The organism is Serratia sp. BNK-33-b (assembly GCF_048684565.1).
Lineage (GTDB): Bacteria > Pseudomonadota > Gammaproteobacteria > Enterobacterales > Enterobacteriaceae > Serratia > Serratia marcescens.
Map to the genome: position 1 here is coordinate 907,871 of NZ_JBLQTZ010000001.1, position 25,548 is coordinate 933,418.

Genomic DNA, 25,548 nt, shown 5'->3' on the forward strand with positions numbered 1-25,548 from the left:
AGACCAAAAGCGCAAAGAGATGTTAATTTGCGGCCTGCATGATGATCTCCTTTTGGGGTCAGCGCAGGCCGTGTTGTTGATGCCATCAGTTTTTAGAGACAGGAAGAGTATTTTGACTACTGACACTCATACTCTGGATATTGCAGAAATTTTGGATCTGCTTCCTCACCGTTACCCGTTCTTGCTGGTCGACCGCGTCCTCGAGTTTGAAGAGCACAAATATCTGCGTGCGGTGAAGAACGTATCGGTGAATGAACCGTTTTTCCAGGGCCATTTCCCTGGCAAACCGATTTTCCCAGGCGTATTGATCCTGGAAGCCATGGCGCAGGCCACCGGTATCCTGGCGTTTAAAAGCGTCGGCAAACTGGAGCCGGGCGAGCTGTATTACTTCGCCGGTATCGACGAAGCACGCTTCAAGCGCCCTGTGGTGCCAGGCGATCAGATGGTCATGGAAGTCACCTTCGAGAAAACTCGCCGCGGTCTGACTCGCTTCAAAGGCGTGGCGACCGTTGACGGTAAAATTGTCTGCGAAGCAACCATGATGTGTGCCCGCAGCCGGGAGGCTTAATCCGTGATTGACCAAACCGCCTTTATCCATCCTAGCGCGATAGTCGAAGAAGGCGCCGTGATCGGCGCCAACGTGCATATCGGCCCTTTCTGCTACGTCGGCTCCCAGGTGGAAATCGGCGCCGGCACGGTGCTGAAATCCCACGTGGTGGTGAACGGCATTACCAAGATTGGCTGCGATAATCAGATTTATCAATTCGCCTCTATCGGCGAAGTGAATCAGGATCTGAAATACGCGGGCGAACCGACGCGCGTTGAAGTGGGCGATCGCAACCGCATCCGCGAAAGCGTGACCATTCATCGCGGCACCGCGCAGGGCACCGGCCTGACCAAAGTGGGCAACGACAACCTGCTGATGGTCAACGTGCACATCGCCCACGATTGCGTGGTCGGCAATGCTTGCGTGCTGGCCAACAACGCCACGCTGGCGGGGCATGTGGAAATCGACGATCACGCCATCATCGGCGGCATGACGGCGATCCACCAGTTCTGCATTATCGGCGCACATGTGATGGTAGGCGGTTGTTCCGGTGTCGCTCAGGACGTGCCTCCTTTCGTCATCGCTCAGGGCAACCACGCTACGCCGTTCGGCGTCAACGCGGTCGGCCTGAAGCGCCGCGGTTTTGACAAGGATGAAATGCAGGCAATCCGCAACGCCTACAAAATCCTGTATCGCAGCGAGAAAACGCTGGATGAAGCGAAAGCGGAAATCGAAGCCCTGGCCAAAGAACAGCCGGTAGTGCAGCAATACCTCGATTTCTTCACCCGTTCCACCCGTGGCATCATTCGCTGAGTTATGTCGAATCGTCCATTGACTATCGGACTGGTCGCCGGAGAAACCTCCGGTGACATTCTCGGCGCCGGCTTGATCCGTGCGCTCAAGGCGCAGATCCCCGACGCGCGTTTTGTCGGCGTCGCCGGCCCGCTGATGCAGGCCGAAGGCTGCGAAGCCTGGTACGAAATGGAAGAGCTGGCGGTCATGGGCGTGGTGGAAGTGCTTGAGCGCTTGCCACGCCTGTTGAAGATCCGCAAGGATCTCACCCGCCGTTTCGGTGAGCTGCGGCCGGACGTGTTTGTCGGCATCGACGCGCCGGACTTCAACATCACGCTGGAAGGCCGCCTCAAACAGCGCGGCATTCGCACCATCCACTACGTCAGCCCTTCCGTGTGGGCCTGGCGGCAAAAACGCGTTTTCAAAATAGGCAAAGCCACCGATCTGGTGTTGGCCTTTCTCCCTTTCGAAAAAGCGTTTTACGATCGTTTCAACGTGCCTTGCCGGTTTATTGGCCACACCATGGCGGACGCCATGCCGCTGCAGCCCGACCGGCTGGCGGCGCGCGCTCAGCTTGGCATCGCTCCGCAGGCGCGCTGTCTGGCCTTGCTGCCGGGCAGTCGCGGCGCCGAAGTCGAAATGCTGAGCGCCGATTTCCTCAAAACCGCGCAGTTGCTGCGCACCCGTTATCCCGAGCTGGAAGTGGTGGTGCCGCTGGTCAACGCCAAACGGCGCGAGCAGTTTGAGCGCATCAAGGCCGAGGTTGCGCCGGATTTGACCGTACACCTGCTGAATGGGCAGGGGCGCGAAGCGATGATCGCCAGCGACGCGGCGCTGCTGGCATCCGGTACGGCGGCGCTGGAGTGCATGTTGGCCAAGTGCCCGATGGTGGTGGGCTATCGCATGAAGCCGTTCACTTTCTGGCTGGCGCAGAAGCTGGTGAAAACGCCTTACGTTTCGCTGCCGAATCTGCTGGCGGGGCGCGAGATCGTCACCGAGTTGCTGCAGCATGACTGCGTGCCGGACAAACTGGCCGCCGCCGTGATGCCGCTGCTGGAAGAGAGCCCGGAAACCGACGCGTTGAAACACACTTTCCTTACCTTGCACCAAAGCATCCGTTGCGGTGCGGACGAACAGGCCGCTCAGGCTGTGTTGGAGCTGGCGAAAGCATGATTGAACCCTTTATCTATCCCGCTGCCACGCTGATTGCCGGTGTGGACGAAGTGGGCCGCGGCCCGTTGGTCGGCGCGGTGGTCACCGCCGCCGTGATCCTCGATCCGGCGCAGCCGATCGTCGGTCTGGCGGACTCCAAGAAACTCAGTGAAAAACGCCGCCTGGCGCTGTATGACGAAATCGTCGCCAAGGCGCTCTCCTGGAGCCTGGGGCGCGCCGAACCGGCAGAAATCGACCAATTGAACATTTTGCACGCCACCATGTTGGCGATGCAGCGCGCGGTGGCCGGGTTGCATATCGCGCCGGACATGGTTTTAATCGACGGTAACCGTTGCCCGAACCTGCCGATGCGTTCGCAGGCGGTGGTGAAGGGCGACAGCCGCGTGGCGGAGATCAGCGCGGCGTCCATTCTGGCGAAGGTCACGCGCGATCGCGAAATGGCCGAGCTGGACAGCGAGTACCCGGACTACGGTTTCGCGCAGCATAAAGGCTACCCGACCGCCTTCCACCTGGAGCGGCTGGCCGCGCTGGGCGCCACCGAGCATCATCGCCGCAGCTTCGCGCCGGTGAAAAGAGCGCTGGCGCTGTAGTCTGCGGGCCTGACCGGGCTCGACGATAGCATTAACCCGGGCTCAGCCTGCTGAGCCCCTTCAATCAGGTATCTGGAGATGGCCGAACCTCGTTTTATTCACCTGCGCGTCCACAGTGACTACTCCATGATTGATGGATTGGCCAAGACGGCGCCGCTGGTGAAAAGAGCCGCCGCGTTAGCCATGCCTGCACTGGCAATCACCGATTTCACCAACCTGTGCGGGCTGGTGAAATTCTATGGCAGCGCGCACGGCGCCGGGATCAAACCGATCATCGGCGCGGATTTCCATGTGCAAAGTGAAGAGCTGGGCGATGAACTGGCTCAGTTGACGGTGCTGGCCAGCAACAACGAAGGCTACCAGAACCTGACGCTGCTGATTTCCCGCGCCTATCAGCGCGGCTACGGCGCCGCCGGCCCGACTATCGATCGCGACTGGCTGATTGAACATCGCGAAGGGCTGATCCTGCTTTCCGGCGCGCGTCAGGGCGACGTCGGCAAGTTCCTGCTGCGCGGCAACCAGACGCAGGTGGATCAGTGTCTGGACTTCTATCAGCAGTATTTCCCAGACTGTTACTATCTGGAACTGATCCGCACCGGCCGCCAGGACGAAGAGAACTACCTGCATGCGGCGGTGGCGCTGGCCACCGAGCGCGGCTTGCCGGTGGTGGCCACCAACGACGTGCGCTTCCTGGTGGAAGATGACTTCGACGCCCATGAGATTCGCGTCGCCATTCACGACGGCTTTACGCTGGACGACCCCAAGCGGCCGCGCAACTACAGCCCGCAACAGTACATGCGCAGCGAAGACGAGATGTGCGAACTGTTCGCCGACATCCCGGAAGCGCTGCTGAACAGCGTCGAAATCGCCAAGCGCTGCAACGTCACCATTCGCCTTGGCGAATACTTCCTGCCGCAGTTCCCGACCGGCGATATGAGCACCGAGGACTTCCTGGTGCTCAAATCGAAAGAGGGGCTGGAAGAGCGTCTGGAGTTCCTGTTCCCCGATCCTGACGTGCGCGCGCAGCGCCGCCCGGAATACGATGAGCGTCTGGACGTCGAGCTGAAGGTGATCAACCAGATGGGCTTCCCTGGCTACTTCCTGATCGTGATGGAGTTTATCCAGTGGTCGAAGGACAACAACGTGCCGGTTGGCCCGGGGCGCGGCTCCGGCGCCGGTTCGCTGGTGGCCTATGCGTTGAAAATCACCGACCTCGATCCGCTGGAGTTCGATCTGCTGTTCGAACGCTTCCTGAACCCGGAACGTGTCTCAATGCCCGACTTCGACGTCGACTTCTGCATGGAGAAGCGTGACCAGGTAATCGAACACGTGGCGGAGATGTACGGCCGCGAAGCGGTATCACAGATCATCACCTTCGGCACCATGGCGGCGAAAGCGGTTATCCGCGACGTGGGCCGCGTGCTGGGGCACCCGTACGGCTTCGTCGATCGCATTTCCAAGCTGGTGCCGCCGGATCCGGGCATGACGCTGGAGAAAGCCTTCGCCGCCGAACCGCAGCTGCCGGAGATTTACGAGGCCGACGAAGAGGTCAAGGCGCTGATCGACATGGCGCGCAAGCTGGAAGGGGTGACGCGCAACGCCGGTAAACACGCCGGTGGCGTGGTGATCGCGCCGACCAAGATCACCGACTTCGCGCCGCTGTACTGCGATGCCGAAGGGAACCACCCGGTGACCCAGTTCGACAAGAACGACGTGGAATACGCCGGGCTGGTGAAGTTCGACTTCCTCGGTCTGCGCACCCTGACCATCATCGACTGGGCGCTGGAGATGATCAACGCCCGGCGCGCCAAGACCGGGCTGGAACCGATCGACATCGCCGCCATCCCGCTCGACGACAAGAAAAGCTTCGACATGCTGCAGCGCTCGGAAACCACGGCGGTGTTCCAGCTTGAATCGCGCGGCATGAAAGATTTGATCAAACGTCTGAAGCCCGACTGCTTCGAAGACATGATCGCACTGGTGGCGCTGTTCCGCCCGGGGCCGCTGCAGTCGGGCATGGTGGATAACTTCATCGACCGCAAACACGGCCGTGAAGAGATCTCCTACCCGGACATTCAGTGGCAGCACGAGTCGCTCAAGCCGGTGCTGGAACCGACCTACGGCATCATCCTGTATCAGGAACAGGTGATGCAGATTGCCCAGGTGCTGGCCGGCTATACGCTGGGCGGCGCGGACATGCTGCGTCGTGCGATGGGTAAAAAGAACCCGGTCGAAATGGCCAAGCAGCGCGGCGGCTTTGAAGACGGCGCCAAAGCGCGCGGCATCGACGGCGAACTGTCGGTGAAAATCTTCGACCTGGTGGAAAAATTCGCCGGTTATGGCTTCAACAAATCGCACTCCGCCGCCTATGCGCTGGTGTCGTATCAGACGCTGTGGCTGAAGGCGCACTATCCGGCCGAGTTTATGGCGGCGGTGATGACCGCCGATATGGACAACACCGACAAAGTGGTGGGTCTGGTGGACGAGTGCTGGCGCATGGGGTTGAAGATCCTGCCGCCGGACATCAACAGCGGCCTGTATCACTTCCACGTCAACGACGACGGCGAGATCGTTTACGGCATCGGCGCCATCAAGGGCGTGGGGGAAGGGCCGATCGAAGCCATTATCGAAGCGCGCAACAGCGGCGAGCAAGGTTATTTCAAAGACCTGTTCGATCTCTGCGCGCGCTCCGACATCAAGAAACTGAACCGCCGCATTCTGGAAAAACTGATCATGTCCGGGGCGTTCGATCGCCTTGGGCCGCACCGCGCCGCGCTGATGAATTCGCTCGGCGACGCGTTAAAAGCGGCGGATCAGCATGCGAAAGCCGAAGCTATTGGCCAGGTGGATATGTTTGGCGTGCTGGCGGAAGCGCCGGAGCAGGTGGAGCAATCCTACGCCAATATCGCGCCCTGGCCGGAGCAGGTGGTGCTGGACGGTGAACGGGAGACGCTGGGGCTGTACCTGACCGGCCACCCGATCACCCAGTACCTGAAGGAGATCGAACGTTACGCCGGTGGCCAGCGTTTGAAAGACATGCACCCGACGGATCGGGGCAAAATGACTACCGCCGTCGGGTTGGTGGTCGCCGCGCGGGTGATGGTGACCAAGCGCGGCAACCGCATCGGCATCTGCACGCTGGATGACCGTTCAGGCCGTCTGGAAGTGATGTTATTCACCGAAGCGTTAGAAAAATACCAGCATTTGTTGGAAAAAGACCGTATCCTTATCGCCAGTGGACAGGTCAGCTTTGATGACTTTAGCGGCGGGCTTAAAATGATGGCCCGCGAGGTAATGGACATCAGTGAAGCCCGGGAAAAATACGCTCGCGGGCTTGCTATCTCGCTGACTGACAGGCAAATTGATGACCAGCTTTTGAACCGTCTCCGTCAGTCGTTGGAACCCCATCGATCGGGGACGATTCCAGTGCATCTCTACTATCAACGGGAAGATGCGCGAGCCAAGCTGCGTTTTGGCGCAACCTGGCGCGTGACGCCCACCGACCGCTTGTTGATCGACTTGCGGACGTTGGTAGGCAATGAGCAGGTGGACTTGGAATTTGACTAAAATAGGAATGCTATGAGTCTGAATTTTCTTGATTTTGAACAGCCGATTGCAGAGCTGGAAGCGAAAATTGACTCGCTGACTGCAGTCAGCCGTCAAGACGAAAAATTAGATATTAATCTGGACGAAGAGGTTCAGCGCCTGCGTGAAAAGAGCGTTGAGCTGACGCGCAAGATTTTTGCCGATCTTGGGGCTTGGCAAATTGCCCAATTGGCACGCCACCCGCGCCGTCCTTATACCCTGGATTATATCAAACACATCTTTACCGACTTCGAAGAGTTGGCGGGCGATCGCGCTTACGCTGACGACAAAGCGATCGTCGGCGGCATTGCGCGCCTGGATGGCCGTCCGGTGATGATCATCGGGCACCAGAAAGGCCGTGAGACCAAAGAGAAGATCCGCCGCAACTTCGGCATGCCGGCGCCGGAAGGCTACCGCAAGGCGCTGCGCCTGATGGAAATGGCCGCGCGCTTCAAGATGCCGATCATCACCTTTATCGATACCCCTGGCGCTTATCCGGGCGTGGGCGCGGAAGAACGCGGCCAGTCGGAAGCTATCGCGCGCAACCTGCGTGAGATGTCGCGTCTGAACGTGCCGGTCATCTGCACCGTCATCGGCGAAGGCGGCTCCGGCGGCGCGCTGGCGATCGGCGTGGGCGACAAGGTGAACATGCTGCAGTACAGCACTTACTCGGTGATTTCGCCGGAAGGCTGTGCTTCCATCCTGTGGAAGAGCGCCGATAAGGCACCGCTGGCCGCAGAAGCGATGGGCATCACCGCGCCGCGTCTGAAAGAGCTGAAGCTGATCGACTCGGTGATCCCGGAGCCGCTCGGTTCCGCGCACCGCGACGTGCCGGCGATGGCCGCCGCGCTGAAAGCGCAGCTGCTCGCCGATCTGAAAGATTTGGATGGCCTGAACGACGAAGAGTTGCTCAACCGCCGTTACCAGCGTCTGATGAACTACGGCTACTGCTGAGTTCTGTGTTTCGCTGCAAGAAACCGCCTCCGGGCGGTTTTTTTTTGGCTACACACCGTCGGATTTTCGTGGTGTTATAGAGACTTGGCCGTTAACTGACAGGAGCTGCCGATGAATATCATCGCCATCATGGGCCCGACGGGCGTCTACTACAAAGATGAGCCGATTCGCGAGCTCCACGCTGCGCTGGCCGCCATGGGATTCCAGCTGGTGTACCCCAAAAACAGCGGTGACCTGCTGAAGTTGATCGAAGCCAACGCCCGCATCTGCGGGGTGATCTTCGACTGGGACGACTACAGCCTGGAGCTGTGCAGCGAGATCAACGAGCTGAACGAATACCTGCCGCTGTATGCCTTTATCAATACCCACTCCACTTTCGACGTCAGCCTGCATGAAATGCGCATGGTGCTCTATTTCTTCGAGTATGGCCTGAATGCGGCAGACGACATCGCGCAGCGCATCCAGCAGTACACCGCGGAATACATCGACACCATTACGCCGCCGCTGACCAAGGCGCTGTTCAACTACGTGCGCGAAGGGAAGTACACCTTCTGCACGCCGGGCCACATGGCCGGCACCGCGTTCCAGAAAAGCCCGGTAGGCTGCCTGTTCTATGACTTCTTCGGCGCCAATACCCTGAAGGCCGATATCTCGATTTCGGTCACCGAGCTCGGGTCGCTGTTGGATCACACCGGCCCGCATCTGGAGGCCGAAGAGTACATCGCGCGCACCTTCAACGCCGAGCAGAGCTATCTGGTCACCAACGGCACCTCCACCGCCAACAAGATCGTCGGCATGTATTCGGCGCCGGCGGGCAGCACGGTGCTGATCGACCGCAACTGCCACAAATCGCTGTGCCACCTGCTGATGATGAGCGATATCACGCCGATCTATCTGCGCCCGCTGCGCAACGCCTACGGCATCCTCGGCGGGATTCCGCAGCGCGAGTTCACTCGCGAGAGCATCGCCGCCCGGGTGCAGGCGACGCCGAACGCCACCTGGCCGGTGCACGCGGTGATCACCAATTCCACCTATGACGGCCTGCTGTACAACACCGACTACATCAAGCAGACGCTGGAGGTGCCGTCGATTCACTTTGATTCCGCCTGGGTGCCTTACACCAACTTCCACCCGATTTACGACGGCAAGAGCGGCATGAGCGGCGAGCGGGTGCCCGGCAAGGTTTTCTATGAAACCCAGTCTACCCACAAGCTGCTGGCCGCCTTCTCGCAGGCCTCGATGATTCATATCAAGGGCGACTACGATGAGAGCACCTTCAACGAAGCCTACATGATGCACACCACCACTTCGCCGCACTACGGCATCGTGGCGTCGATGGAGACCGCCGCCGCCATGCTGCGCGGCAACCCGGGGCGCCGTTTGATCAACCGTTCGGTGGAGCGCGCGCTGCATTTTCGCCGGGAGGTGCAGCGGCTGCGCGAGGAGAGCGACAGCTGGTTCTTCGATATCTGGCAGCCGGAAGAGATCGATGAGGCACAGTGCTGGCCGCTGGATCCGGACGATAACTGGCATGGTTTCGGCCAGACCGATCGCGATCATATGTATCTCGATCCGATCAAGGTGACGATCCTGACGCCGGGCATGAATGAGCTGGGCGCGCTGGAAGAAGAGGGGATCCCGGCGGCGCTGGTGGCGAAGTACCTCGACGAACGCGGCATCGTGGTGGAGAAGACCGGGCCGTACAACCTGCTGTTCTTGTTCAGCATCGGCATCGATAAAACCAAGGCGATGAGCCTGCTGCGCGGCCTGACCGACTTCAAGCGCGCCTACGATCTCAACCTGCGGGTGAAGAACATGCTGCCGGATCTGTACGCCGAGGATCCGGATTTCTATCGCCATATGCGCATCCAGGATTTGGCCGCCGGCATTCATCGCCTGATCCGCCAACACGATCTGCCAGGCCTGATGCAGCGGGCGTTCGATGTGCTGCCGGAAATGAAGCTGACGCCGCACCAGATGTTCCAGGAGCAGGTGCGCGGCAATGTCGAAACCTGCGATCTGGATCAGTTGGTGGGCAAGGTGGCGGCCAATATGATCCTGCCTTATCCGCCGGGCGTGCCGTTGGTGATGCCGGGTGAAATGATCACCGAAGAGAGCCGGGCGGTGCTCGATTTTCTGCTGATGCTGTGTTCGATCGGCGAGCGCTATCCCGGGTTTGAAACCGATATCCACGGCGCCAAGCTGACGGAGGATGGGCGTTATCTGGTGAAGGTGCTGAAAGCCCCACAGCCATAATGGCATAACGCGCCCGGCGGTTTGGCAGGATACGTCGGGCTTTTTCATTGACGGCATTGTCGCCGCCGGATACCGTGCCTCATCAAAACGAACAGAAGAGAGTTTCTATGCTGGCGTTACGTCAGGTGCACCACATCGCGATCATTGGCGCGGACTACGCCGCCAGCAAGCATTTCTACTGCGACATTCTCGGATTTACCCTGCTGAGTGAAGTCTACCGCGAGGAGCGCGACTCCTGGAAAGCGGATCTGGCGCTCAACGGGCAATACACCATTGAGCTGTTTTCGTTCCCCTCGCCGCCGGCTCGCGTCAGCCGCCCGGAGGCCTGTGGCCTGCGTCATCTGGCGTTCAGCGTCGACGACATCGATCGGGCCATCGCTCATCTGCAGGCGGCCGGCGTCGCCTGCGAACCGGTGCGTGTCGATCCCTACACCCAATCCCGATTTACCTTTTTCAGCGATCCCGATGGTTTACCGTTAGAATTATACGAGAGTTAACGGCTTAATCGCCTCCCGGCGGCCACAGCCGGGGGCGATTATGCTATGATCGCGCCCTTGCCCTACATGCCTACAGAGTTATTTCCGCCATGCAAGAGCCTGCTTTTCGCGTCGGGGAGTGGCTGGTTACTCCTGCCGACAACACCATCAGCCGCGATGGTCGCCAGAAAACGCTGGAACCGCGCCTGATCGACATGCTGTGTTATTTTGCCCGGCACCCCGACGTGGTGCTGAGCCGCGACGAGCTGATCGACAACGTCTGGAAGCGCAATATTGTCACCAACCACGTGGTGACCCAATGTATTTCAGAGCTGCGCAAGTACCTGAAAGACGGCGACAGCGACAGCCCGGAATACATTATCACCGTGCCCAAGCGCGGGTATAAGCTGGCGACGTCGGTGATCTGGTGTGAAGAGGAGGAGACACAACCCGCTATTGCACCGGCGCCGCAGATCGCGGTGATCATGCATGAGCCGGAAGACGGCAGCGATGATGACGACGAGACGCCGTACGTGCCGCCGCGCCGGGCAAGCGGCGCGCCGTCTGACGCGCCTGGCGAAAAGCAGCCGCGTTTTTATCGTCGCCCGACCTTCTGGGTGTGGCTGGCGTTTCTGGCGGCGCTCAGCGTTTGCGTGGCGTTTGTCGGCATCGCCACGCTGTCGCAGCGCGTGCCGGTATCGACCATGCCGGTGCTGCTCAACCCGCGCGATATCGATATCCGCATCCAGGGCGGCGAGAGCTGCAGCAACTGGATGCCCCAGCTCTCTTACGTGGTGGGCGTCAGCGAGCTGATCACCGATTCGCTCAACACCTACTCGACCTTCCTGGTGCATGACCAAACCAATTACAACTATTCCGGCCCCAGCAATTCGGGCAAGTCGCTGTATATCGAGTTCGTCAATCAGCGCCACTACCGCGCCCAGCAGTGTTTCCTCTCCGTGCGGCTGGTGGATAACGCCGACAGCTCTGTCATGCTGGACAAGCGTTACTTCATTACCGCCGATAATCAGCTGAAGATCCAAAGCGACTTCCTCTCCAGCCTGTCCGCCGCGCTGAAACAGCCCTGGCCGCCGCAGCTGGAACAGCGTCTGGCGCAGCTGCTGCCGGACAACGGGCCGCTGCTGCAGCGCTTCTACCAGGCGCATCAATTGTTGATCCACGGCGACGCCGATTCGTTGACTCGCGCCAGCGCGCAGCTGAGCGAGCTGATTAAAAGCGCGCCGAATTTCCACTACCTGCTGGCGGAAAAAGCGCTGGTGGATCTGCTGCGCAACTCTTATCAACCGTTCGACAGCCAGGGGCTGGCTCAATTGCGTGCCGATATCAGCCATCTGGCGACGATCCCGGAATTGAAAAACACGCCGATCGTGCAGCAAGTTCTGGCGGTAGATGCCTTGACGCAGGGGCGGATTGACGAGGCGCACCGGGCGATCGATCTGGGGATTGAGTTGCAAATGTCGTGGCTGAATTATGTGCTGCTGGGCAAGGTGTATGAAATGCAGGGGCAGAATCATTTGGCGGCCGACTCTTATATTACCGCCTTCAATCTTCGCCCCGGTGAGGATACCTTGCATTGGATCTCCAATGGCGTATTCCAGACGTCATTGACCAACGTAGTGCCTTATTTAAATAACTATCAGCGCCAATAATTAATCCAATATCACGCCGCCCTTATTCTTCGGGAATCATGGCGGCGTTATTTATTGGTGAAGCAATGTTGCATGAATGTATTATTTTGCTGCGCGATATTATTTCTTTTTTGCCATTTGTTATGCGTCATTAACCTTGTCATCTTTTTGTTTTTAAATGATGTTTATCTTTTCTTTAGCCTGTCTTTTTATCTTGATGTGTTAATGAAAAACCTCAGGTTATCATTTGTATGATCATGAGCGTAATCTCACTTTATCTTTAGGACTTTATTCCCCCCGATGGTTAGCATCCTGACAATCAAGCCGGCTCATTAAAATCTTTTATTTATGGGTGTGGCTTATAAGAAACGTAAATCAGGAGAAACTGACCATGGCTTCACCCAAGAAAATAGGGCTTATTGCCTGCACCGGCGTGGTCGCCGGTAATATGATGGGGAGCGGGATTGCCTTATTGCCCGCCAACCTGGCGAGTCTCGGATCCATCGCTATTTGGGGATGGGTGATCTCGATTATCGGGGCGATGTCGCTGGCTTATGTCTATGCCCGCCTCGCCACCAAAAACCCGCAGCAGGGCGGCCCTATCGCCTACGCGGGTGAAATTTCCCCGGCCTTCGGTTTCCAGACCGGCGTGCTTTATTACCATGCCAACTGGATCGGCAACCTGGCCATCGGCATTACCGCCGTTTCTTATCTCTCCACCTTCTTCCCGGCGCTGAACAACCCGGTGCCCGCCGGCATCGCCTGTATCGCCATCGTGTGGGTCTTCACCTTCGTGAACATGCTGGGCGGAACCTGGGTCAGCCGTTTGACCACGCTGGGCCTGGTGCTGGTGCTGATCCCGGTGATCGTGACCGCCACCCTCGGCTGGCACTGGTTTGACGTCGCCACCTACCAGGCTAACTGGAATACCTCCGGCACCACCGACGGCCATGCGGTCATCAAAAGCATCCTGCTGTGCCTGTGGGCATTCATCGGCGTGGAGTCCGCGGCGGTCAGCACCGGCATGGTGAAAAACCCGAAACGCACCGTACCGCTGGCGACCATGCTTGGCACCGGTCTGGCGGGCATTATCTACATTGCCGCCACCCAGGTGATCAGCGGCATGTTCCCGGCGTCCGAAATGGCCGCCAGCGGCGCGCCGTTCGCCATCAGCGCCTCGGCGATTATGGGCAACTGGGCCGCACCGATGGTTTCCGCCTTCACCGCCTTCGCCTGCCTGACCTCGCTCGGTTCGTGGATGATGCTGGTCGGCCAGGCCGGGGTGCGCGCCGCCAACGACGGCAACTTCCCGAAAGTGTACGGCGAGCTGGATAAAAACGGCATTCCGAAGAAAGGCCTGCTGCTGGCTGGCTGCAAAATGACCGCGCTGATGGTGCTGATCACCCTGATGAGCTCCGCCGGCGGCAAAGCCTCCGACCTGTTCGGCGAGCTGACCGGCATCGCGGTGCTGCTGACCATGCTGCCTTACTTCTACTCCTGCGTAGACCTGATCCGCTTTGAAGGGGTCAACGTGCGCAACCTGCTGAGCCTGATCGCTTCAGTGTGCGGCTGCGGCTTCTGCTTCATCGCGCTGATGGGCGCCAACTCTTTCGAACTGTCCGGCACCTTTATCATCAGCCTGATTATCCTGATGTTCTACGCCCGGAAAATGAATACCCGCCAGGCTGCCAACGCCGCGGCGGTCGATGAAAACACCACGGCCAAAGCGCACTGATTCGCGTCCGCTGACCGACTGAATTTACCCAGCCCCTTTCTTTCCGACCTGTCAGCCGCGACGGGAAGGGGCTTGCTTTGCCAGGAGAAATGCATATGAACGTTATCGCCATCATGAATCACATGGGTGTCTACTTCAAAGAAGAGCCCATCCGTGAACTGCATCAGGCGCTGGAAAGTCTGGATTTCCGCATCGTTTACCCTAACGATCGCGAAGACCTGCTGAAACTGATCGAGAACAACGCCCGTCTGTGCGGGGTGATCTTCGACTGGGACAAATACAACCTGGAGCTGTGCGAAGAGATCAGCCAACTGAACGAATACATGCCGCTGTACGCATTCGCCAACACCTATTCGACGCTGGACGTCAGCCTGAACGATCTGCGCATGCAGGTGCGCTTCTTCGAGTATGCGCTCGGCGCGGCAACCGACATCGCCGCCAAGATCAAACAGAACACCGACGAGTATATCGACACCATCCTGCCGCCGCTGACCAAGGCGCTGTTCAAATACGTGCGCGAAGGCAAATACACCTTCTGTACGCCGGGCCACATGGGCGGCACCGCGTTCCAGAAAAGCCCGGTGGGCAGCCTGTTCTACGATTTCTTCGGCCCGAACACCATGAAGTCGGATATTTCGATTTCGGTGTCCGAGCTGGGATCGCTGCTGGATCACTCCGGCCCGCACAAAGAGGCGGAAGAGTACATTTCCCGCGTGTTCAACGCCGAACGCAGCTATATGGTGACCAACGGCACCTCCACCGCCAACAAGATCGTCGGCATGTATTCGGCGCCGGCGGGCAGCACGGTGCTGATTGACCGTAACTGCCACAAGTCGCTGACTCACCTGATGATGATGAGCGACATCACGCCGATCTACTTCCGCCCGACCCGCAACGCCTACGGCATCCTCGGTGGTATTCCGCAGAGCGAGTTCCAGCGCGCCACCATCGCCAAACGCGTGAAGGAGACCCCGAACGCCACCTGGCCGGTGCACGCGGTGATCACCAACTCCACCTATGACGGCTTGCTGTACAACACCGACTTTATCAAGAACACCCTGGACGTGAAGTCTATCCACTTCGATTCCGCCTGGGTGCCTTACACCAACTTCCATCCGATCTATAAAGGCAAGTGTGGCATGAGCGGCGGCCGCGTGGAGGGCAAGGTGATCTATGAAACCCAGTCCACCCACAAACTGCTGGCGGCCTTCTCGCAGGCATCGATGATCCACGTGAAGGGCGACATCAACGAAGAAACCTTCAACGAAGCCTACATGATGCACACCACCACTTCGCCGCACTACGGCATTGTGGCCTCGACCGAAACCGCCGCGGCGATGATGAAAGGCAACGCCGGCAAGCGCCTGATCCACGGCTCTATCGAACGCGCGATCAAGTTCCGTAAAGAGATCAAACGCCTGAAAGTCGAATCCGACGGCTGGTTCTTCGACGTCTGGCAGCCGGAGCACATCGATGAGCCGGAGTGCTGGCCGCTGCGCTCTGACAGCGCCTGGCACGGTTTCAAGAATATCGACAATGAACACATGTACCTCGATCCGATCAAGGTCACCATTTTGACGCCGGGGATGAGCAAGGAAGGCGAGATGCAGCCATTCGGCATCCCGGCCAGCATCGTGGCGAAATACCTCGACGAGCGCGGCATCATCGTCGAGAAAACCGGGCCGTACAACCTGCTGTTCCTGTTCAGCATCGGCATCGACAAAACCAAGGCGCTCAGCCTGCTGCGTGCGATGACCGACTTCAAACGCTCGTTCGACCTGAACCTGCGGGTGAAAAACATGCTGCCTTCGCTGTATCAGGAAGCGCCTGATTTCTATGAAAACATGCGCATTCAGGATCTGGCACAGAACATTCACCGCCTGGTGGAGCAACACAACCTGCCGGACCTGATGTACCGCGCGTTCGAAGTGCTGCCAACCATGGTGATGAATCCGTACCAGGCGTTCCAGAAAGAGCTGCACGGCGAAGTGGAAGAGGTCTATCTGGAAGAGATGGTCGGTAAGGTCAACGCCAATATGATCCTCCCATACCCGCCGGGCGTGCCGCTGGTGATGCCGGGCGAAATGCTGACCGAGGAGAGCCGGCCGGTGCTGGAGTTCCTGCAGATGCTGTGCGAAATCGGCGCGCATTATCCGGGCTTTGAAACCGACATTCATGGCGCCTACCGTCAGGCGGACGGACGTTATCGGGTGAAAGTGCTGAAGGCGAAATAACCGCAGCCAATCACAGGGGAGGCCTCGCGCTTCCCCTTTGTCGTTCACCGACTGATGGGAGACCACCATGAAAACACCCTCACAGCCGCGCGCAATCTACTATGTCGTAGCGATACAAATTTGGGAATATTTCAGCTTTTACGGCATGCGTGCGTTACTGATCCTCTATCTGACCCACCAACTCGGCTATACCGACAGCCGCGCCATCGATCTCTACAGCGCTTACGCTTCGTTAGTTTACGTCACTCCGATTCTTGGCGGCTGGCTCGCCGACCGCCTGCTGGGCAACCGCGTCGCGGTGATCGCCGGCGCGGCGCTGATGACCCTGGGGCATATCGTGCTCGGCCTGAGCGCGGTTTCTGCCCAGTCGCTCTATCTGGCGCTGGCGATCATCATCTGCGGTTACGGCCTGTTCAAATCCAATATCAGCTGCCTGCTGGGCGAGCTGTATCCGGCCCAGGATCCGCGGCGCGAAGGGGGCTTCTCGCTGCTGTACGCCGCCGGCAACGTCGGTTCCATTTTGGCGCCGATCGCCTGCGGGCTGGCGGCCGAGCGCTATGGTTGGCACGTCGGCTTTGCGTTGGCCGGGATCGGCATGTTCGCCGGCCTGGCGATCTTCCTGCTGGGTGGGCGTCATTTCCGCCACACTCGCGGCGTGAATGCCCCGCTGATGCGCGCCAGAAGCCTGGGCCTGCCGCACTGGGGCTGGCTGTTGGCGGCGTTGCTGGCATCGCCGCTGTTCTTCACGCTGTTGTTTATGCGCGACTGGGCCGGCTATTTGCTCGGGCTGGTGTGCGTGGCGGCGGTGGCGCTGGTGGCGCGCATTATGCTGCGCGCGGACGCCGGCCAGCGCCGGGGGCTGTGGCAGATCGTGGTGTTGATGCTGTTGGGCACGCTGTTCTGGGCCTTTGCCCAGCAGGGCGGCAGCTCCATCAGCCTGTTTATCGACCATTTCGTCGACCGGCGCTGGTTCGGCTGGACGGTGCCGACCGCCTTGTTCCAGTCGGTTAACGCTTGCGCGGTGATGCTGGGCGGCGTGGCGCTGGCATGGCTGGCGAGCGGCGATGGCGACCGCACGCTGCGCATCTGGTGCAAGTTCGCCTTCGGTCTGCTGTTGATCGGCGTCGGCTTTACGCTGATGGCGCTTAATACGCGGCTGCACGGGCCGGGGTCGATGGGGCTGATGATCGCCGGCCTGGCGGTGATGGGCTTCGCCGAACTGTTTATCGATCCGGTGGCGATGGCGCAGATCACCCGGCTGAATATCCCCGGCGCCACCGGCGTGTTGACCGGCATCTATATGCTGGCGACCGGTTCTATCGCCAACTACCTGGCGGGCATCATCGCCAATCAGACCGCCGAAGATCACCTCGAGGGGGCGGCGATGCAGGCGTATGGCCGCATTTTCGCCCAGATCGGCTGGGGAGCGGCCGGGTGCGCGCTGGCGGTGATCGCGGCGCTGGGCGGCTGGTGGCTGCTGACGCGACGCCAGGCTCGGACGGTTAATGCTTGATTGATGACGGTAGGCGGGGTTAACGTGCAGCTATGTAGAAGTGACAAAGCCTACCGATGGATACTGATCAATTAACGACGCGGGTGGCAGACCAGTTGGGCGCACAGCAGCGGTTGCTGGTGGCGTTCAGCGGCGGTCTGGATTCCAGCGTGCTGCTGCATCTGCTGGCGGAATTGCGCCGCCAACGTCCGGCATTGCAGCTGCGCGCGCTGCACGTGCATCATGGCCTGAGCGTTTTCGCCGATCGCTGGGTTGAGCATTGCCGCCGCCAGTGCGCCGACTGGCAGGTTCCGCTGACGGTGACGCACGTACAGGTGGACGCCCGTCAGGGCGGCATCGAAGCGGCGGCGCGAGCGGCGCGCTATGCCGCCTTCAGCGCAGCATTGGCGGAGGGTGAAGCGCTGCTCACCGCCCAACACCTCGACGATCAAAGCGAAACCTTTCTGCTGGCGCTCAAGCGCGGCAGCGGGCCGGCGGGGTTGTCGGCGATGGCGGCGCGCGCCACGCTGGGCGAGCACCTGCTGTTGCGGCCGCTGCTGGGCTGCTCGCGTCAAACGCTGGAAAATTACGCGCAACGCCACGGCTTGGCCTGGATAGACGACGACAGCAATCAGGACACGCGCTTCGATCGCAATTTCCTGCGGTTGCAGGTGTTGCCGCAGCTCAATCAACGTTGGCCGCACTTCGCCTCGGCGGTGGCGCGCAGCGCCAGCCTGTGCGCCGAACAGGAGCAATTGTTGGACGAGCTGCTGGCGGAACCGCTGCAAAGCCTGTTGGCGGCGGATCGCTCATTGGCGATCGACGGTTTGACGGCCTGTTCGCCGGTGCGGCGCTTCGCTCTGTTGCGGCGCTGGATCGCATTGTTCAACGTTACCATGCCGGCGCGTGAGCAGTTGCAGCGTCTGTGGGAGGAGGTGGCGCTCAGCCGGGAAGATGCCGAACCGCAGCTGCAGCTCGGCGCCTATCAGATCCGCCGTTTCCGCGGCCGGCTGCACCTGTTGCCGCCGCTGGCGGCGCTGCGCGATGTGCACCTGCCCTGGCACCCTGACGAGACGCTGACGCTGCCGGACGGACTGGGGCGGCTGATCGCCGGCGAGGGCGAGCAGGCGCTGCGCGCGCCGCTGCCATCGCAGCAGATCAGTATTCGTTTCGGCGGCGTGCAGGGCGCGGTGCGTATCGTGGGGCGCGCCCATTCGCGGCCGATAAAAAAACTGTGGCAGGAGCTGGGTATTCCCCCCTGGCAGCGTGAACGCATCCCGTTGATTTACTATGATGAGCAGCTGATCGCCGCGCTGGACGTATTTGTCTGTGAGGCGGGGCAGGTGCCGGAAGGTGAACGCCCGTGGCGACTGCGCTGGGAAAAAAATCATAATCGCGAGGAGCACTGATGAAGTTAGTGGGGATCACGCTGTTGGCCGCCGGCCTGTTCAGCCTGCCGGCGTTGGCGGCGGGGGATGCGGCCGCCGGTCAGGCGAAAGCCGCCGCTTGTGCGGCGTGCCACGGCGCGCAGGGCAAGGTGACGGTGCCGATGTACCCGAATCTGGCCGGACAGAACGCCATGTATCTGCAGCATGCATTGCAGGCGTACAAGAAAGGGGAGCGCAACGGCGGCCAGGCCGAGGTGATGAAGGCCTATGTGTCGGGGCTGTCGGATGACGATATCGCCGATCTGGCGGCCTATTACGCCAGCCTGAAGCCGTAAATGACGAGGGCAGCCGTTGGGCTGCCCTGTTGGGATGGGGTTACCGCTGCTCAGTCCGACAGGCTGACGACCACGGTACCGATTTCCGGATGACTGAAACTGCTGATATGGTCCAGGCGCAGGTCGCGCTGCTGGCCGTTCTGTTCGATGGTCAGATACTCAACGCGTTTCTTTTGCAGCAGGTCGATCGCCTTGGCCTCGATCACTTCTCCGTCGCGTAACTCCAGCTTCAGAATAAGTTTATGCTGACAGGCGAGTTCCAGGTTGTCGTAGTCATCGCAATTGATGGGTTGGTACTCATCATTCATCAACATAGTCGCTCACCAATAAGTTAGCGGCGGCAAAGGCCGCCTGTTCCCTAACGGAGGACGGTAGCGCATCGTTCGCTGCGACATCGTCCAATGCCTTTAACGCACAAGCCAGCGCATCAGGCACGTAGCCAAGATCTCCACTGCCAATCTCGGCGTAAGTACGGCGTACTAACTCACAGTATTGTTGCACAGTTTCCTCCCTTAAGAACCTCTGCATCATCAAGACTACTATCGCGATGAGGCGCAGGCTCTCGGAGTTTTATCCTATCCTAGACGACTATAGCACAGCTGTTATGGAGTTATCAGCACCCCGGCACGCCTTTCGCACTGCCGCAGCCTGGCCGCGCTGGCGGGGTTTGGCCCTGATCAAGTACACTGTCGCCGGATAATAACGAGGTCACCCATGGCGCTGAAAGCAACCATTTATAAAGCCGCGGTCAATATTGCTGATATGGATCGTCACTTCTACCACGACGCCACGCTGACGCTGGCGCAACACCCGTCCGAAAACGAGCAGCGCATGATGCTGCGCCTGTTGGCCTGGATCTGTCATGCCGACGAGCGGCTGGTGTTCACCAAAGGGCTGAGCGCCGACGACGAGCCGGAGATCTGGCAGCGCAACGACCATAACGGGCTGGAAATGTGGATCGAGATGGGGTTGCCTGACGAGAAGCGCATTCGCAAGGCCTGCAACCAGTCGCCGCGCGTGGTGCTGTACGCCTACGGCGAGCGCGCCGCGCACGTGTGGTGGCAGGGAATGCAGGGCAAGGTGGCCGGTTATAAGAACCTGAGCGTGCGTTTCCTCGATGACGAGCAGCTGGCGCGGCTGACGGCGCTGGCCAGCCGCACCATGACGCTACAGGCGACGCTGCAGGAGGGAACTATTTGGCTGTCCGATGCTCAGAATAGTCTGGAAATCCAGTTTGCCGAGTGGCAGCGGGCACAGGTGTGACCGGTGCTGGAACTGTCAAAAAACGTCGCCATACCGGATAATGAGCTTGAGTTGACGGCGATCCGCGCGCAGGGCGCGGGCGGCCAGCACGTGAACAAAACCTCAACGGCGATCCATTTGCGCTTTGACATTCGGGCCTCCAGCCTGCCAGAGTATTATAAGGAAAGGCTGCTGGCGCTGAATCACCATTTAATTACCGCCGATGGCGTGGTGATTATCAAGGCGCAAGAGTATCGCAGTCAGGAATTGAATCGCGAAGCGGCGTTGGCCAGGCTGGTCGCGTTGATTCAGCAGGCGATGGTGGTGGAAAAAACGCGCAAGGCGACCAAGCCGACGAAAGGAGCGAAACTGCGTCGCCTGGAAGGCAAGACGCGTAAAGGCGCCACCAAGGCGCTGCGCGGCAAGGTTCGCACTTAGGAATACATGAACACAGTAGGAGAATAACTGTGAAGAAAATTACGGTAGCCCTGTTCCTCGCGGCAGGCGCACTCTCGTTGTTGGGATGCAACAATCATTATCAACCGAAGGAACAACCGCTGCAGGCGATGCCGCAGAGTTATCAAGGGGTGTTGCCTTGCGCCGATTGCGGCGGGCTGGATACGGCGCTGTTCCTGGATGAAGATGGCACCTTCGTGCTGCAGGAAACCTATCGCGGCAGCAAAGACGGCGATCAGACCTTTGCCGACTACGGCAAATGGGCGCGCACCGCGGATAAGCTGGTGCTGACCGACAGCACCGGCGAGAAACGCTACTTCCGTCCGGTGGGCAAGAGCCTGGAGATGCTGGATCGCAGCGGCGCGCCGATCGAGTCCAAGCTGAATTACCGTCTGGAGCCGGTCGAAAAGCCGTTGCCTAAAACGCCAATGGTGATGAAAGGCAGTTATACCTATATGGCGGATGCGGCAGTCTTCAAGGACTGCGCCACCGGCATCACTTTCCCGGTGGATAACAACATCGCGCTGGAGCAAGGTTACGCCAAGGCCAATAAGACTGCCGGCGAGCCGGTGTTCCTGACTTTCAACGCGCACTTCAGCGTGCAGCCGTCGATGGAAGAGGGGCAGATTGAAAAAGCGGTGGTGCCGGACGGCAAGATCGCGTTCGACCGCAGCAAAAGCTGCAGCAGCAAGTAACGCGTTTCGGATATAAAAAAACCCGCCTAGGCGGGTTTTTTTATTCTCTGGCGATCGGCGCTTAGCGTTTGATCTGGCCCAGCAGGAAATCAACGATTTCGCCGGTTTTGATCATTTGCTTCTCGCCGACGCGGCGGTTCTTGTACTCGATCTCTTCGTTATCGAGGTTACGATCGCCGATAACGACAGAGTGCGGCACGCCGATCAGCTCCATATCCGCGAACATCACGCCCGGACGCTCTTTGCGGTCATCGAGGATCACGTCGATGCCGTGGGAACGCAGGGTGTTGTACAGCTCTTCTGCCAGCGCCTGTACGCGGAACGACTTGTGCATGTTCATCGGCAGGATCGCCACCTGGAACGGCGCGATGGCGTCCGGCCAGATGATGCCGCGTTCGTCGTGGTTCTGCTCGATGGCGGCGGCCACGACGCGCGTGACCCCGATGCCGTAGCAACCCATGGTCAGCACCTGGTTGCGGCCGTCTTCACCCTGCACGGTCGCTTTCATCGCTTCCGAGTACTTGGTGCCGAGCTGGAAGATATGGCCCACTTCGATGCCGCGTTTGATCAGCAGCGTACCCTGACCGTCCGGGCTGGCGTCGCCTTCCACCACGTTACGGATATCGGCCACCTGCGGCAGCGGCAGATCGCGCTCCCAGTTGATGCCGAAGTAGTGTTTGCCGTCAACGTTGGCGCCGGCGCCGAAATCGCTCATCGCCGCCACGCTGCGGTCGGCTACCACCGGCATCGGCAGCTTGACTGGGCCAAGCGAGCCTGGGCCGGCGCCGACGATGGCGCGGATCTCTTCTTCGGTGGCGAAGGTCAGCGGCGCGGCAACCTGCGCCAGTTTCTCGGCCTTGACTTCGTTCAGTTCGTGATCGCCGCGCACCAGCAGGGCGACCAGCTTGTGGCCGCTCTCTTCGGTGGCGCGCACCATCAGCGTCTTCACGGTTTTTTCCACCGGCAGCTGGAATTGCTCGACCAGCTCGGCGATGGTTTTGGCGTTCGGCGTATCCACCAGGCGCAGCTCTTCGCTGGCTGCGGCGCGCGGCTCTGCCGGCGCGACCGCTTCCGCCAGCTCGATGTTGGCGGCGAAATCGGAACCGGTGGAGAACACGATATCGTCTTCACCGCTCTGCGCCAGCACCTGGAATTCGTGCGAGGCGCTGCCGCCGATCGAGCCGGTATCCGCCTGCACCGGGCGGAAATCCAGGCCCATGCGGCTGAAGATTTTGCTGTACGCTTCGTACATCGCGTCGTAAGTCTCCTGCAGAGACTCCTGTGAGGTGTGGAAGGAGTAGGCATCCTTCATCAGGAACTCACGGGAACGCATCACGCCGAAACGCGGGCGCACTTCATCACGGAACTTGGTCTGGATCTGGAAGAAGTTCAGCGGCAGCTGCTTGTACGAGCTGATCTCGTTGCGGATCAGATCGGTGATCACTTCTTCATGCGTTGGGCCCAGCACGAACGGACGATCGCCGCGGTCGACGAAGCGCAGCAGCTCGGGGCCGTATTGCTCCCAACGGCCGCTTTCCTGCCACAGATCGGCAGGCTGAACCACCGGCATGGAAACTTCGATCGCGTTAGCATTGTTCATTTCTTCGCGAACGATGTTTTCAACCTTCTTCAGAACGCGCAGGCCGGTCGGCAGCCAGGTGTAAAGACCGGAGGCCAGCTTGCGGATCATCCCGGCGCGCAGCATCAGCTGGTGGCTGATCACTTCGGCGTCGGCAGGTGTCTCCTTCAGTGTGGAGAGCAGATATTGGCTAGTACGCATGGTGTTTTGGTTCCGTTAGAACTGCAAATTGCATCGGGCTGCCAGAGTGGCGGCCAAAAGTGACAAAAGTGGTTTAGTTTACCAGCGCGAGCGGGTCGCCAAAAGAGAGGCGGCGGAATTTTAACGCGGGTCGAGCGCCAACACTTCGGTGTGGCCGTCCACGACGCGCCAGCGCACGTTGAAATCCAACAGCCAGACGGCGTAATCCCGTTCGACGTCCTCTCCTTTACGATAGGCGGGACGGGGGTCTTGCGCCAGCACCTGGCTGATAAAACGCCTTAATTGCGGGTAGCGCGCCTGATGTTGCTGCAGCTGTTGCTCGGCCTGCGGCGCGAAACGCACCGGCATATCGCCGGCGGGCGCGGCCTGGGCAAAGCCGGCGCGGGCCTGCGGCTGGCTCTCGGCGAACGGCAGATAAGGCTTGATGTCCACCACCGGGGTGCCGTCGACCAGGTCGAGGCTGCCCAGTTCCAGCGCCACTTCACCGTTTTTCACCCGCACGCCTTTCAGCTCAATGAGCGACATGCCGAGCGGGTTGGGGCGGAAGGTGGAGCGGGTGGCGAACACGCCCATGCGGGCATTGCCGCCTAAACGCGGCGGACGCACCGTCGGGCGCCAGCCGCCTTCCATGGTTTGATGGAAAATGAACATCACCCACAGATGGCTGAAATCGCTGAGGCCGCGCACCGCTTCCGCCTGGTTGTAAGGCGGCAGCAGCAACAGTTCGCCGCCGCCGTCTTCGACCAGCCCCGGTTGGCGGGGCACGGCGAATTTTTCTTTATAGGGCGAGCGGATCACGCCGATCTGCTCGAAAACGAATTCGGTCATTTGGACGAGACGTTAAGCGCCGAGCCCTGGCAAACGGCCTGCTGGTAACAACCGGCGACGCCGCTGACAATCTGGCAGTCGTGCAGCAGCACGGCGTTGGCCTTCATGTAAGACGCACGGATTTGCATGCGTTTACGGGCGGTGGCCAGATTTGGTGGAGAGTCTTGCACGGTGGTTTGGCACGATTCGCCGGACACTTCACCCAGATCGCGGAACGGCTTGCCCACGAGCTCTTCTGCACTTTTATACAGTTTTACCGGAGCGGGGCGGGCGGCCGGCGTGGTCTTGGCCGGAGCGGTGCTGGTCGGCTTGCTGGTGCTGCTTGTTGAGGACGGCGCGATACGCTGCGATGAACATCCGGCCAGCGCGAGCGCTAACAAACAGAGAGGTAAAACACGCATTGAGATTCCTCTGCCTTAATGAAAGTGGCGCTATTGAAGCAAGCTATGGCGGAAATAACAAGACGGGCCTTGGCCCGTCTTGCAATTATAGGAATAAAATGGGTGAATAAGCGCTTACCAGCCTTTCACCGCACCGCCGTTGAAGATTTTGTTGGCGGCGGCGTCAACGTCGTCAGACTGATAGGCCTGCACGAATTTCTTCACGTTTTCCGCATCTTTGTTATCTTCGCGCGCAACCAGCAGGTTGACGTAAGGTGAGTCTTTATCTTCCACGAACAGACCGTCTTTCGCCGGCGTCAGGCCGATCTGGCTGGCGTAGGTGGTATTGATCACCGCCAGCGCGATCTGCTGATCGTCCAGAGAGCGCGGCAGCTGAGGCGCTTCCAGCTCAACCAGTTTCAGGTTTTTCGGGTTCTCGGTCACGTCCAGCACGGTCGGCAGCAGGCCAACGCCGTCTTTCAGTTTGATCAGACCGACTTTTTGCAGCAGCAACAGCGAACGGCCCAGGTTGGTCGGATCGTTCGGCAGCGCGATCTGAGAGCCCTCTTTCAGTTCGTCCAGCGATTTGATTTTCTTGGAGTAACCGGCGATCGGGTAAACAAAGGTGTTGCCGACCGGCACCAGTTTGTAGCCGCGATCTTTGATTTGCTGATCCAGATATGGCTTGTGCTGGAAAGCGTTCAGGTCGATATCGCCTTTGCTCAACGCTTCGTTAGGCAACACGTAGTCGTTGAAGGTGACCAGTTCAACGTCCAGACCGTATTTCTCTTTCGCCACTTTCTGCGCCACTTCAGCCACTTGCTGCTCTGCGCCGACGATTACGCCGACCTTGATGTGGTTCGGATTCTTTTCATCCTGGCCACAGCCCGCCAGAGCCAGCGTGCCGATCAGTGCGCCAATTGTCGCGATGGATTTAAATGTTAACGACATATCCCTTCCT

The 25,548-nt window shown here is 59.7% G+C and carries 23 protein-coding genes; 17 read left to right on the forward strand and 6 right to left on the reverse strand.

The genetic code is table 11. The features are described 5' to 3' along the window. Positions 1 to 112: 112 nt before the first annotated feature. The 14 genes from fabZ to ACMGGK_RS04270 all read left to right on the forward strand — a co-directional run bounded on the left by fabZ (position 113) and on the right by ACMGGK_RS04270 (position 19,206). Positions 113 to 568, forward strand: coding sequence for a 3-hydroxyacyl-ACP dehydratase FabZ (gene fabZ, locus ACMGGK_RS04205; protein WP_004931962.1), 456 nt, complete (start codon positions 113 to 115; stop codon positions 566 to 568). Positions 569 to 571: 3 nt separating this feature from the next. Beyond that, on the forward strand, positions 572 to 1,360 hold the full coding sequence (gene lpxA, locus ACMGGK_RS04210; RefSeq protein ID WP_016929882.1) for an acyl-ACP--UDP-N-acetylglucosamine O-acyltransferase: 789 nt from the start codon (positions 572 to 574) through the stop codon (positions 1,358 to 1,360). A gap of 3 nt (positions 1,361 to 1,363) precedes the next feature. Beyond that, positions 1,364 to 2,512 carry a lipid-A-disaccharide synthase gene (gene lpxB / locus ACMGGK_RS04215; protein ID WP_028128317.1) on the forward strand — a complete coding sequence of 383 codons (1,149 nt, stop codon included), beginning with the start codon at positions 1,364 to 1,366 and terminating at the stop codon, positions 2,510 to 2,512. Continuing rightward, complete coding sequence (rnhB, locus tag ACMGGK_RS04220; RefSeq protein ID WP_016929880.1) at positions 2,509 to 3,102, forward strand: ribonuclease HII; 594 nt, start codon at positions 2,509 to 2,511, stop codon at positions 3,100 to 3,102. Before lpxB ends, rnhB begins: the two co-directional genes overlap by 4 nt. Positions 3,103 to 3,180: 78 nt before the next feature. Continuing rightward, positions 3,181 to 6,669 carry a DNA polymerase III subunit alpha gene (dnaE, locus tag ACMGGK_RS04225; protein WP_016929879.1) on the forward strand — a complete coding sequence of 1,163 codons (3,489 nt, stop codon included), beginning with the start codon at positions 3,181 to 3,183 and terminating at the stop codon, positions 6,667 to 6,669. Between the two features lie 12 nt (positions 6,670 to 6,681). After that, complete coding sequence (gene accA / locus ACMGGK_RS04230) at positions 6,682 to 7,641, forward strand: acetyl-CoA carboxylase carboxyl transferase subunit alpha (protein WP_004931972.1); 960 nt, start codon at positions 6,682 to 6,684, stop codon at positions 7,639 to 7,641. 111 nt (positions 7,642 to 7,752) lie between these two features. Beyond that, entirely contained in the window at positions 7,753 to 9,897 is a 2,145-nt protein-coding gene (locus tag ACMGGK_RS04235; RefSeq protein ID WP_016929878.1) for a lysine decarboxylase LdcC, read from the forward strand. A 107-nt stretch (positions 9,898 to 10,004) separates the two neighbouring features. Beyond that, positions 10,005 to 10,394, forward strand: coding sequence for a VOC family protein (locus tag ACMGGK_RS04240; RefSeq protein WP_049299750.1), 390 nt, complete (start codon positions 10,005 to 10,007; stop codon positions 10,392 to 10,394). A gap of 89 nt (positions 10,395 to 10,483) precedes the next feature. Then, positions 10,484 to 12,043, forward strand: coding sequence for a lysine decarboxylation/transport transcriptional activator CadC (cadC, locus tag ACMGGK_RS04245; protein WP_049299751.1), 1,560 nt, complete (start codon positions 10,484 to 10,486; stop codon positions 12,041 to 12,043). A 370-nt stretch (positions 12,044 to 12,413) separates the two neighbouring features. Then, a complete protein-coding gene (gene cadB / locus ACMGGK_RS04250; protein WP_420276712.1) occupies positions 12,414 to 13,757 on the forward strand; it encodes a cadaverine/lysine antiporter in 1,344 nt (447 codons plus the stop codon). 95 nt (positions 13,758 to 13,852) lie between these two features. Continuing rightward, a complete protein-coding gene (gene cadA / locus ACMGGK_RS04255) occupies positions 13,853 to 15,991 on the forward strand; it encodes a lysine decarboxylase CadA (protein ID WP_016929874.1) in 2,139 nt (712 codons plus the stop codon). A 67-nt stretch (positions 15,992 to 16,058) separates the two neighbouring features. After that, on the forward strand, positions 16,059 to 17,504 hold the full coding sequence (gene dtpD / locus ACMGGK_RS04260; RefSeq protein WP_048797211.1) for a dipeptide permease DtpD: 1,446 nt from the start codon (positions 16,059 to 16,061) through the stop codon (positions 17,502 to 17,504). A gap of 56 nt (positions 17,505 to 17,560) precedes the next feature. Continuing rightward, on the forward strand, positions 17,561 to 18,892 hold the full coding sequence (gene tilS / locus ACMGGK_RS04265) for a tRNA lysidine(34) synthetase TilS (RefSeq protein ID WP_206194908.1): 1,332 nt from the start codon (positions 17,561 to 17,563) through the stop codon (positions 18,890 to 18,892). Beyond that, entirely contained in the window at positions 18,892 to 19,206 is a 315-nt protein-coding gene (locus ACMGGK_RS04270) for a c-type cytochrome (RefSeq protein WP_004931989.1), read from the forward strand. Before tilS ends, ACMGGK_RS04270 begins: the two co-directional genes overlap by 1 nt. A 50-nt stretch (positions 19,207 to 19,256) precedes the next feature. On the opposite strand, the gene rof is transcribed toward ACMGGK_RS04270, so the two are convergent. After that, positions 19,257 to 19,520, reverse strand: a complete 264-nt coding sequence (gene rof, locus ACMGGK_RS04275) for a Rho-binding antiterminator (RefSeq protein ID WP_004931991.1) — start codon at positions 19,518 to 19,520, stop codon at positions 19,257 to 19,259. Further along, positions 19,507 to 19,707, reverse strand: coding sequence for a YaeP family protein (locus ACMGGK_RS04280; RefSeq protein ID WP_004931993.1), 201 nt, complete (start codon positions 19,705 to 19,707; stop codon positions 19,507 to 19,509). The genes rof and ACMGGK_RS04280 overlap by 14 nt, the downstream gene beginning before the upstream one ends. 213 nt (positions 19,708 to 19,920) lie before the next feature. On the opposite strand from ACMGGK_RS04280, the gene ACMGGK_RS04285 reads away from it, so the two are divergent. Genes ACMGGK_RS04285 through nlpE form a run of 3 tightly spaced genes read left to right on the forward strand, consistent with a single transcriptional unit; the run spans position 19,921 to position 21,599 of the window. After that, positions 19,921 to 20,469: a YaeQ family protein gene (locus ACMGGK_RS04285; RefSeq protein ID WP_004931995.1), complete on the forward strand. Its 549-nt coding sequence runs from the start codon at positions 19,921 to 19,923 to the stop codon at positions 20,467 to 20,469. A 3-nt stretch (positions 20,470 to 20,472) separates the two neighbouring features. After that, on the forward strand, positions 20,473 to 20,886 hold the full coding sequence (arfB, locus tag ACMGGK_RS04290) for an alternative ribosome rescue aminoacyl-tRNA hydrolase ArfB (protein ID WP_420276713.1): 414 nt from the start codon (positions 20,473 to 20,475) through the stop codon (positions 20,884 to 20,886). Positions 20,887 to 20,915: 29 nt separating this feature from the next. Next, the gene (gene nlpE / locus ACMGGK_RS04295; protein WP_049241707.1) at positions 20,916 to 21,599 is read left to right on the forward strand and encodes an envelope stress response activation lipoprotein NlpE; all 684 of its coding nucleotides are present in this window, start codon (positions 20,916 to 20,918) and stop codon (positions 21,597 to 21,599) included. 61 nt (positions 21,600 to 21,660) lie between these two features. On the opposite strand, the gene proS is transcribed toward nlpE, so the two are convergent. The 4 genes from proS to ACMGGK_RS04315 all read right to left on the reverse strand — a co-directional run bounded on the left by proS (position 21,661) and on the right by ACMGGK_RS04315 (position 25,538). Then, positions 21,661 to 23,379 (reverse strand): proline--tRNA ligase, encoded by a 1,719-nt coding sequence (gene proS, locus ACMGGK_RS04300; RefSeq protein ID WP_197800572.1) that lies wholly within the window; start codon positions 23,377 to 23,379, stop codon positions 21,661 to 21,663. A gap of 120 nt (positions 23,380 to 23,499) precedes the next feature. Beyond that, positions 23,500 to 24,207, reverse strand: a complete 708-nt coding sequence (tsaA, locus tag ACMGGK_RS04305) for a tRNA (N6-threonylcarbamoyladenosine(37)-N6)-methyltransferase TrmO (RefSeq protein WP_016929866.1) — start codon at positions 24,205 to 24,207, stop codon at positions 23,500 to 23,502. Beyond that, on the reverse strand, positions 24,204 to 24,608 hold the full coding sequence (gene rcsF / locus ACMGGK_RS04310) for an Rcs stress response system protein RcsF (protein WP_049241712.1): 405 nt from the start codon (positions 24,606 to 24,608) through the stop codon (positions 24,204 to 24,206). Before rcsF ends, tsaA begins: the two co-directional genes overlap by 4 nt. Positions 24,609 to 24,722: 114 nt before the next feature. Continuing rightward, positions 24,723 to 25,538: a MetQ/NlpA family lipoprotein gene (locus ACMGGK_RS04315; RefSeq protein ID WP_033639535.1), complete on the reverse strand. Its 816-nt coding sequence runs from the start codon at positions 25,536 to 25,538 to the stop codon at positions 24,723 to 24,725. Positions 25,539 to 25,548: the final 10 nt, after the last annotated feature.

Bases quoted from the DNA above. Each gene is read 5' to 3' on its own strand.
- tsaA (WP_016929866.1), bottom strand. From the start codon at position 24,207: ATGACCGAATTCGTTTTCGAGCAGATCGGCGTGATCCGCTCGCCCTAT.
- tilS (WP_206194908.1), top strand. From the start codon at position 17,561: ATGGATACTGATCAATTAACGACGCGGGTGGCAGACCAGTTGGGCGCA.
- rof (WP_004931991.1), bottom strand. From the start codon at position 19,520: ATGTTGATGAATGATGAGTACCAACCCATCAATTGCGATGACTACGAC.
- dtpD (WP_048797211.1), top strand. From the start codon at position 16,059: ATGAAAACACCCTCACAGCCGCGCGCAATCTACTATGTCGTAGCGATA.
- rnhB (WP_016929880.1), top strand. From the start codon at position 2,509: ATGATTGAACCCTTTATCTATCCCGCTGCCACGCTGATTGCCGGTGTG.
- dnaE (WP_016929879.1), top strand. From the start codon at position 3,181: ATGGCCGAACCTCGTTTTATTCACCTGCGCGTCCACAGTGACTACTCC.
- ACMGGK_RS04240 (WP_049299750.1), top strand. From the start codon at position 10,005: ATGCTGGCGTTACGTCAGGTGCACCACATCGCGATCATTGGCGCGGAC.
- cadC (WP_049299751.1), top strand. From the start codon at position 10,484: ATGCAAGAGCCTGCTTTTCGCGTCGGGGAGTGGCTGGTTACTCCTGCC.
- accA (WP_004931972.1), top strand. From the start codon at position 6,682: ATGAGTCTGAATTTTCTTGATTTTGAACAGCCGATTGCAGAGCTGGAA.
- ACMGGK_RS04270 (WP_004931989.1), top strand. From the start codon at position 18,892: ATGAAGTTAGTGGGGATCACGCTGTTGGCCGCCGGCCTGTTCAGCCTG.
- proS (WP_197800572.1), bottom strand. From the start codon at position 23,379: ATGCGTACTAGCCAATATCTGCTCTCCACACTGAAGGAGACACCTGCC.
- ACMGGK_RS04315 (WP_033639535.1), bottom strand. From the start codon at position 25,538: ATGTCGTTAACATTTAAATCCATCGCGACAATTGGCGCACTGATCGGC.
- rcsF (WP_049241712.1), bottom strand. From the start codon at position 24,608: ATGCGTGTTTTACCTCTCTGTTTGTTAGCGCTCGCGCTGGCCGGATGT.
- lpxB (WP_028128317.1), top strand. From the start codon at position 1,364: ATGTCGAATCGTCCATTGACTATCGGACTGGTCGCCGGAGAAACCTCC.
- cadB (WP_420276712.1), top strand. From the start codon at position 12,414: ATGGCTTCACCCAAGAAAATAGGGCTTATTGCCTGCACCGGCGTGGTC.
- ACMGGK_RS04285 (WP_004931995.1), top strand. From the start codon at position 19,921: ATGGCGCTGAAAGCAACCATTTATAAAGCCGCGGTCAATATTGCTGAT.
- ACMGGK_RS04235 (WP_016929878.1), top strand. From the start codon at position 7,753: ATGAATATCATCGCCATCATGGGCCCGACGGGCGTCTACTACAAAGAT.
- cadA (WP_016929874.1), top strand. From the start codon at position 13,853: ATGAACGTTATCGCCATCATGAATCACATGGGTGTCTACTTCAAAGAA.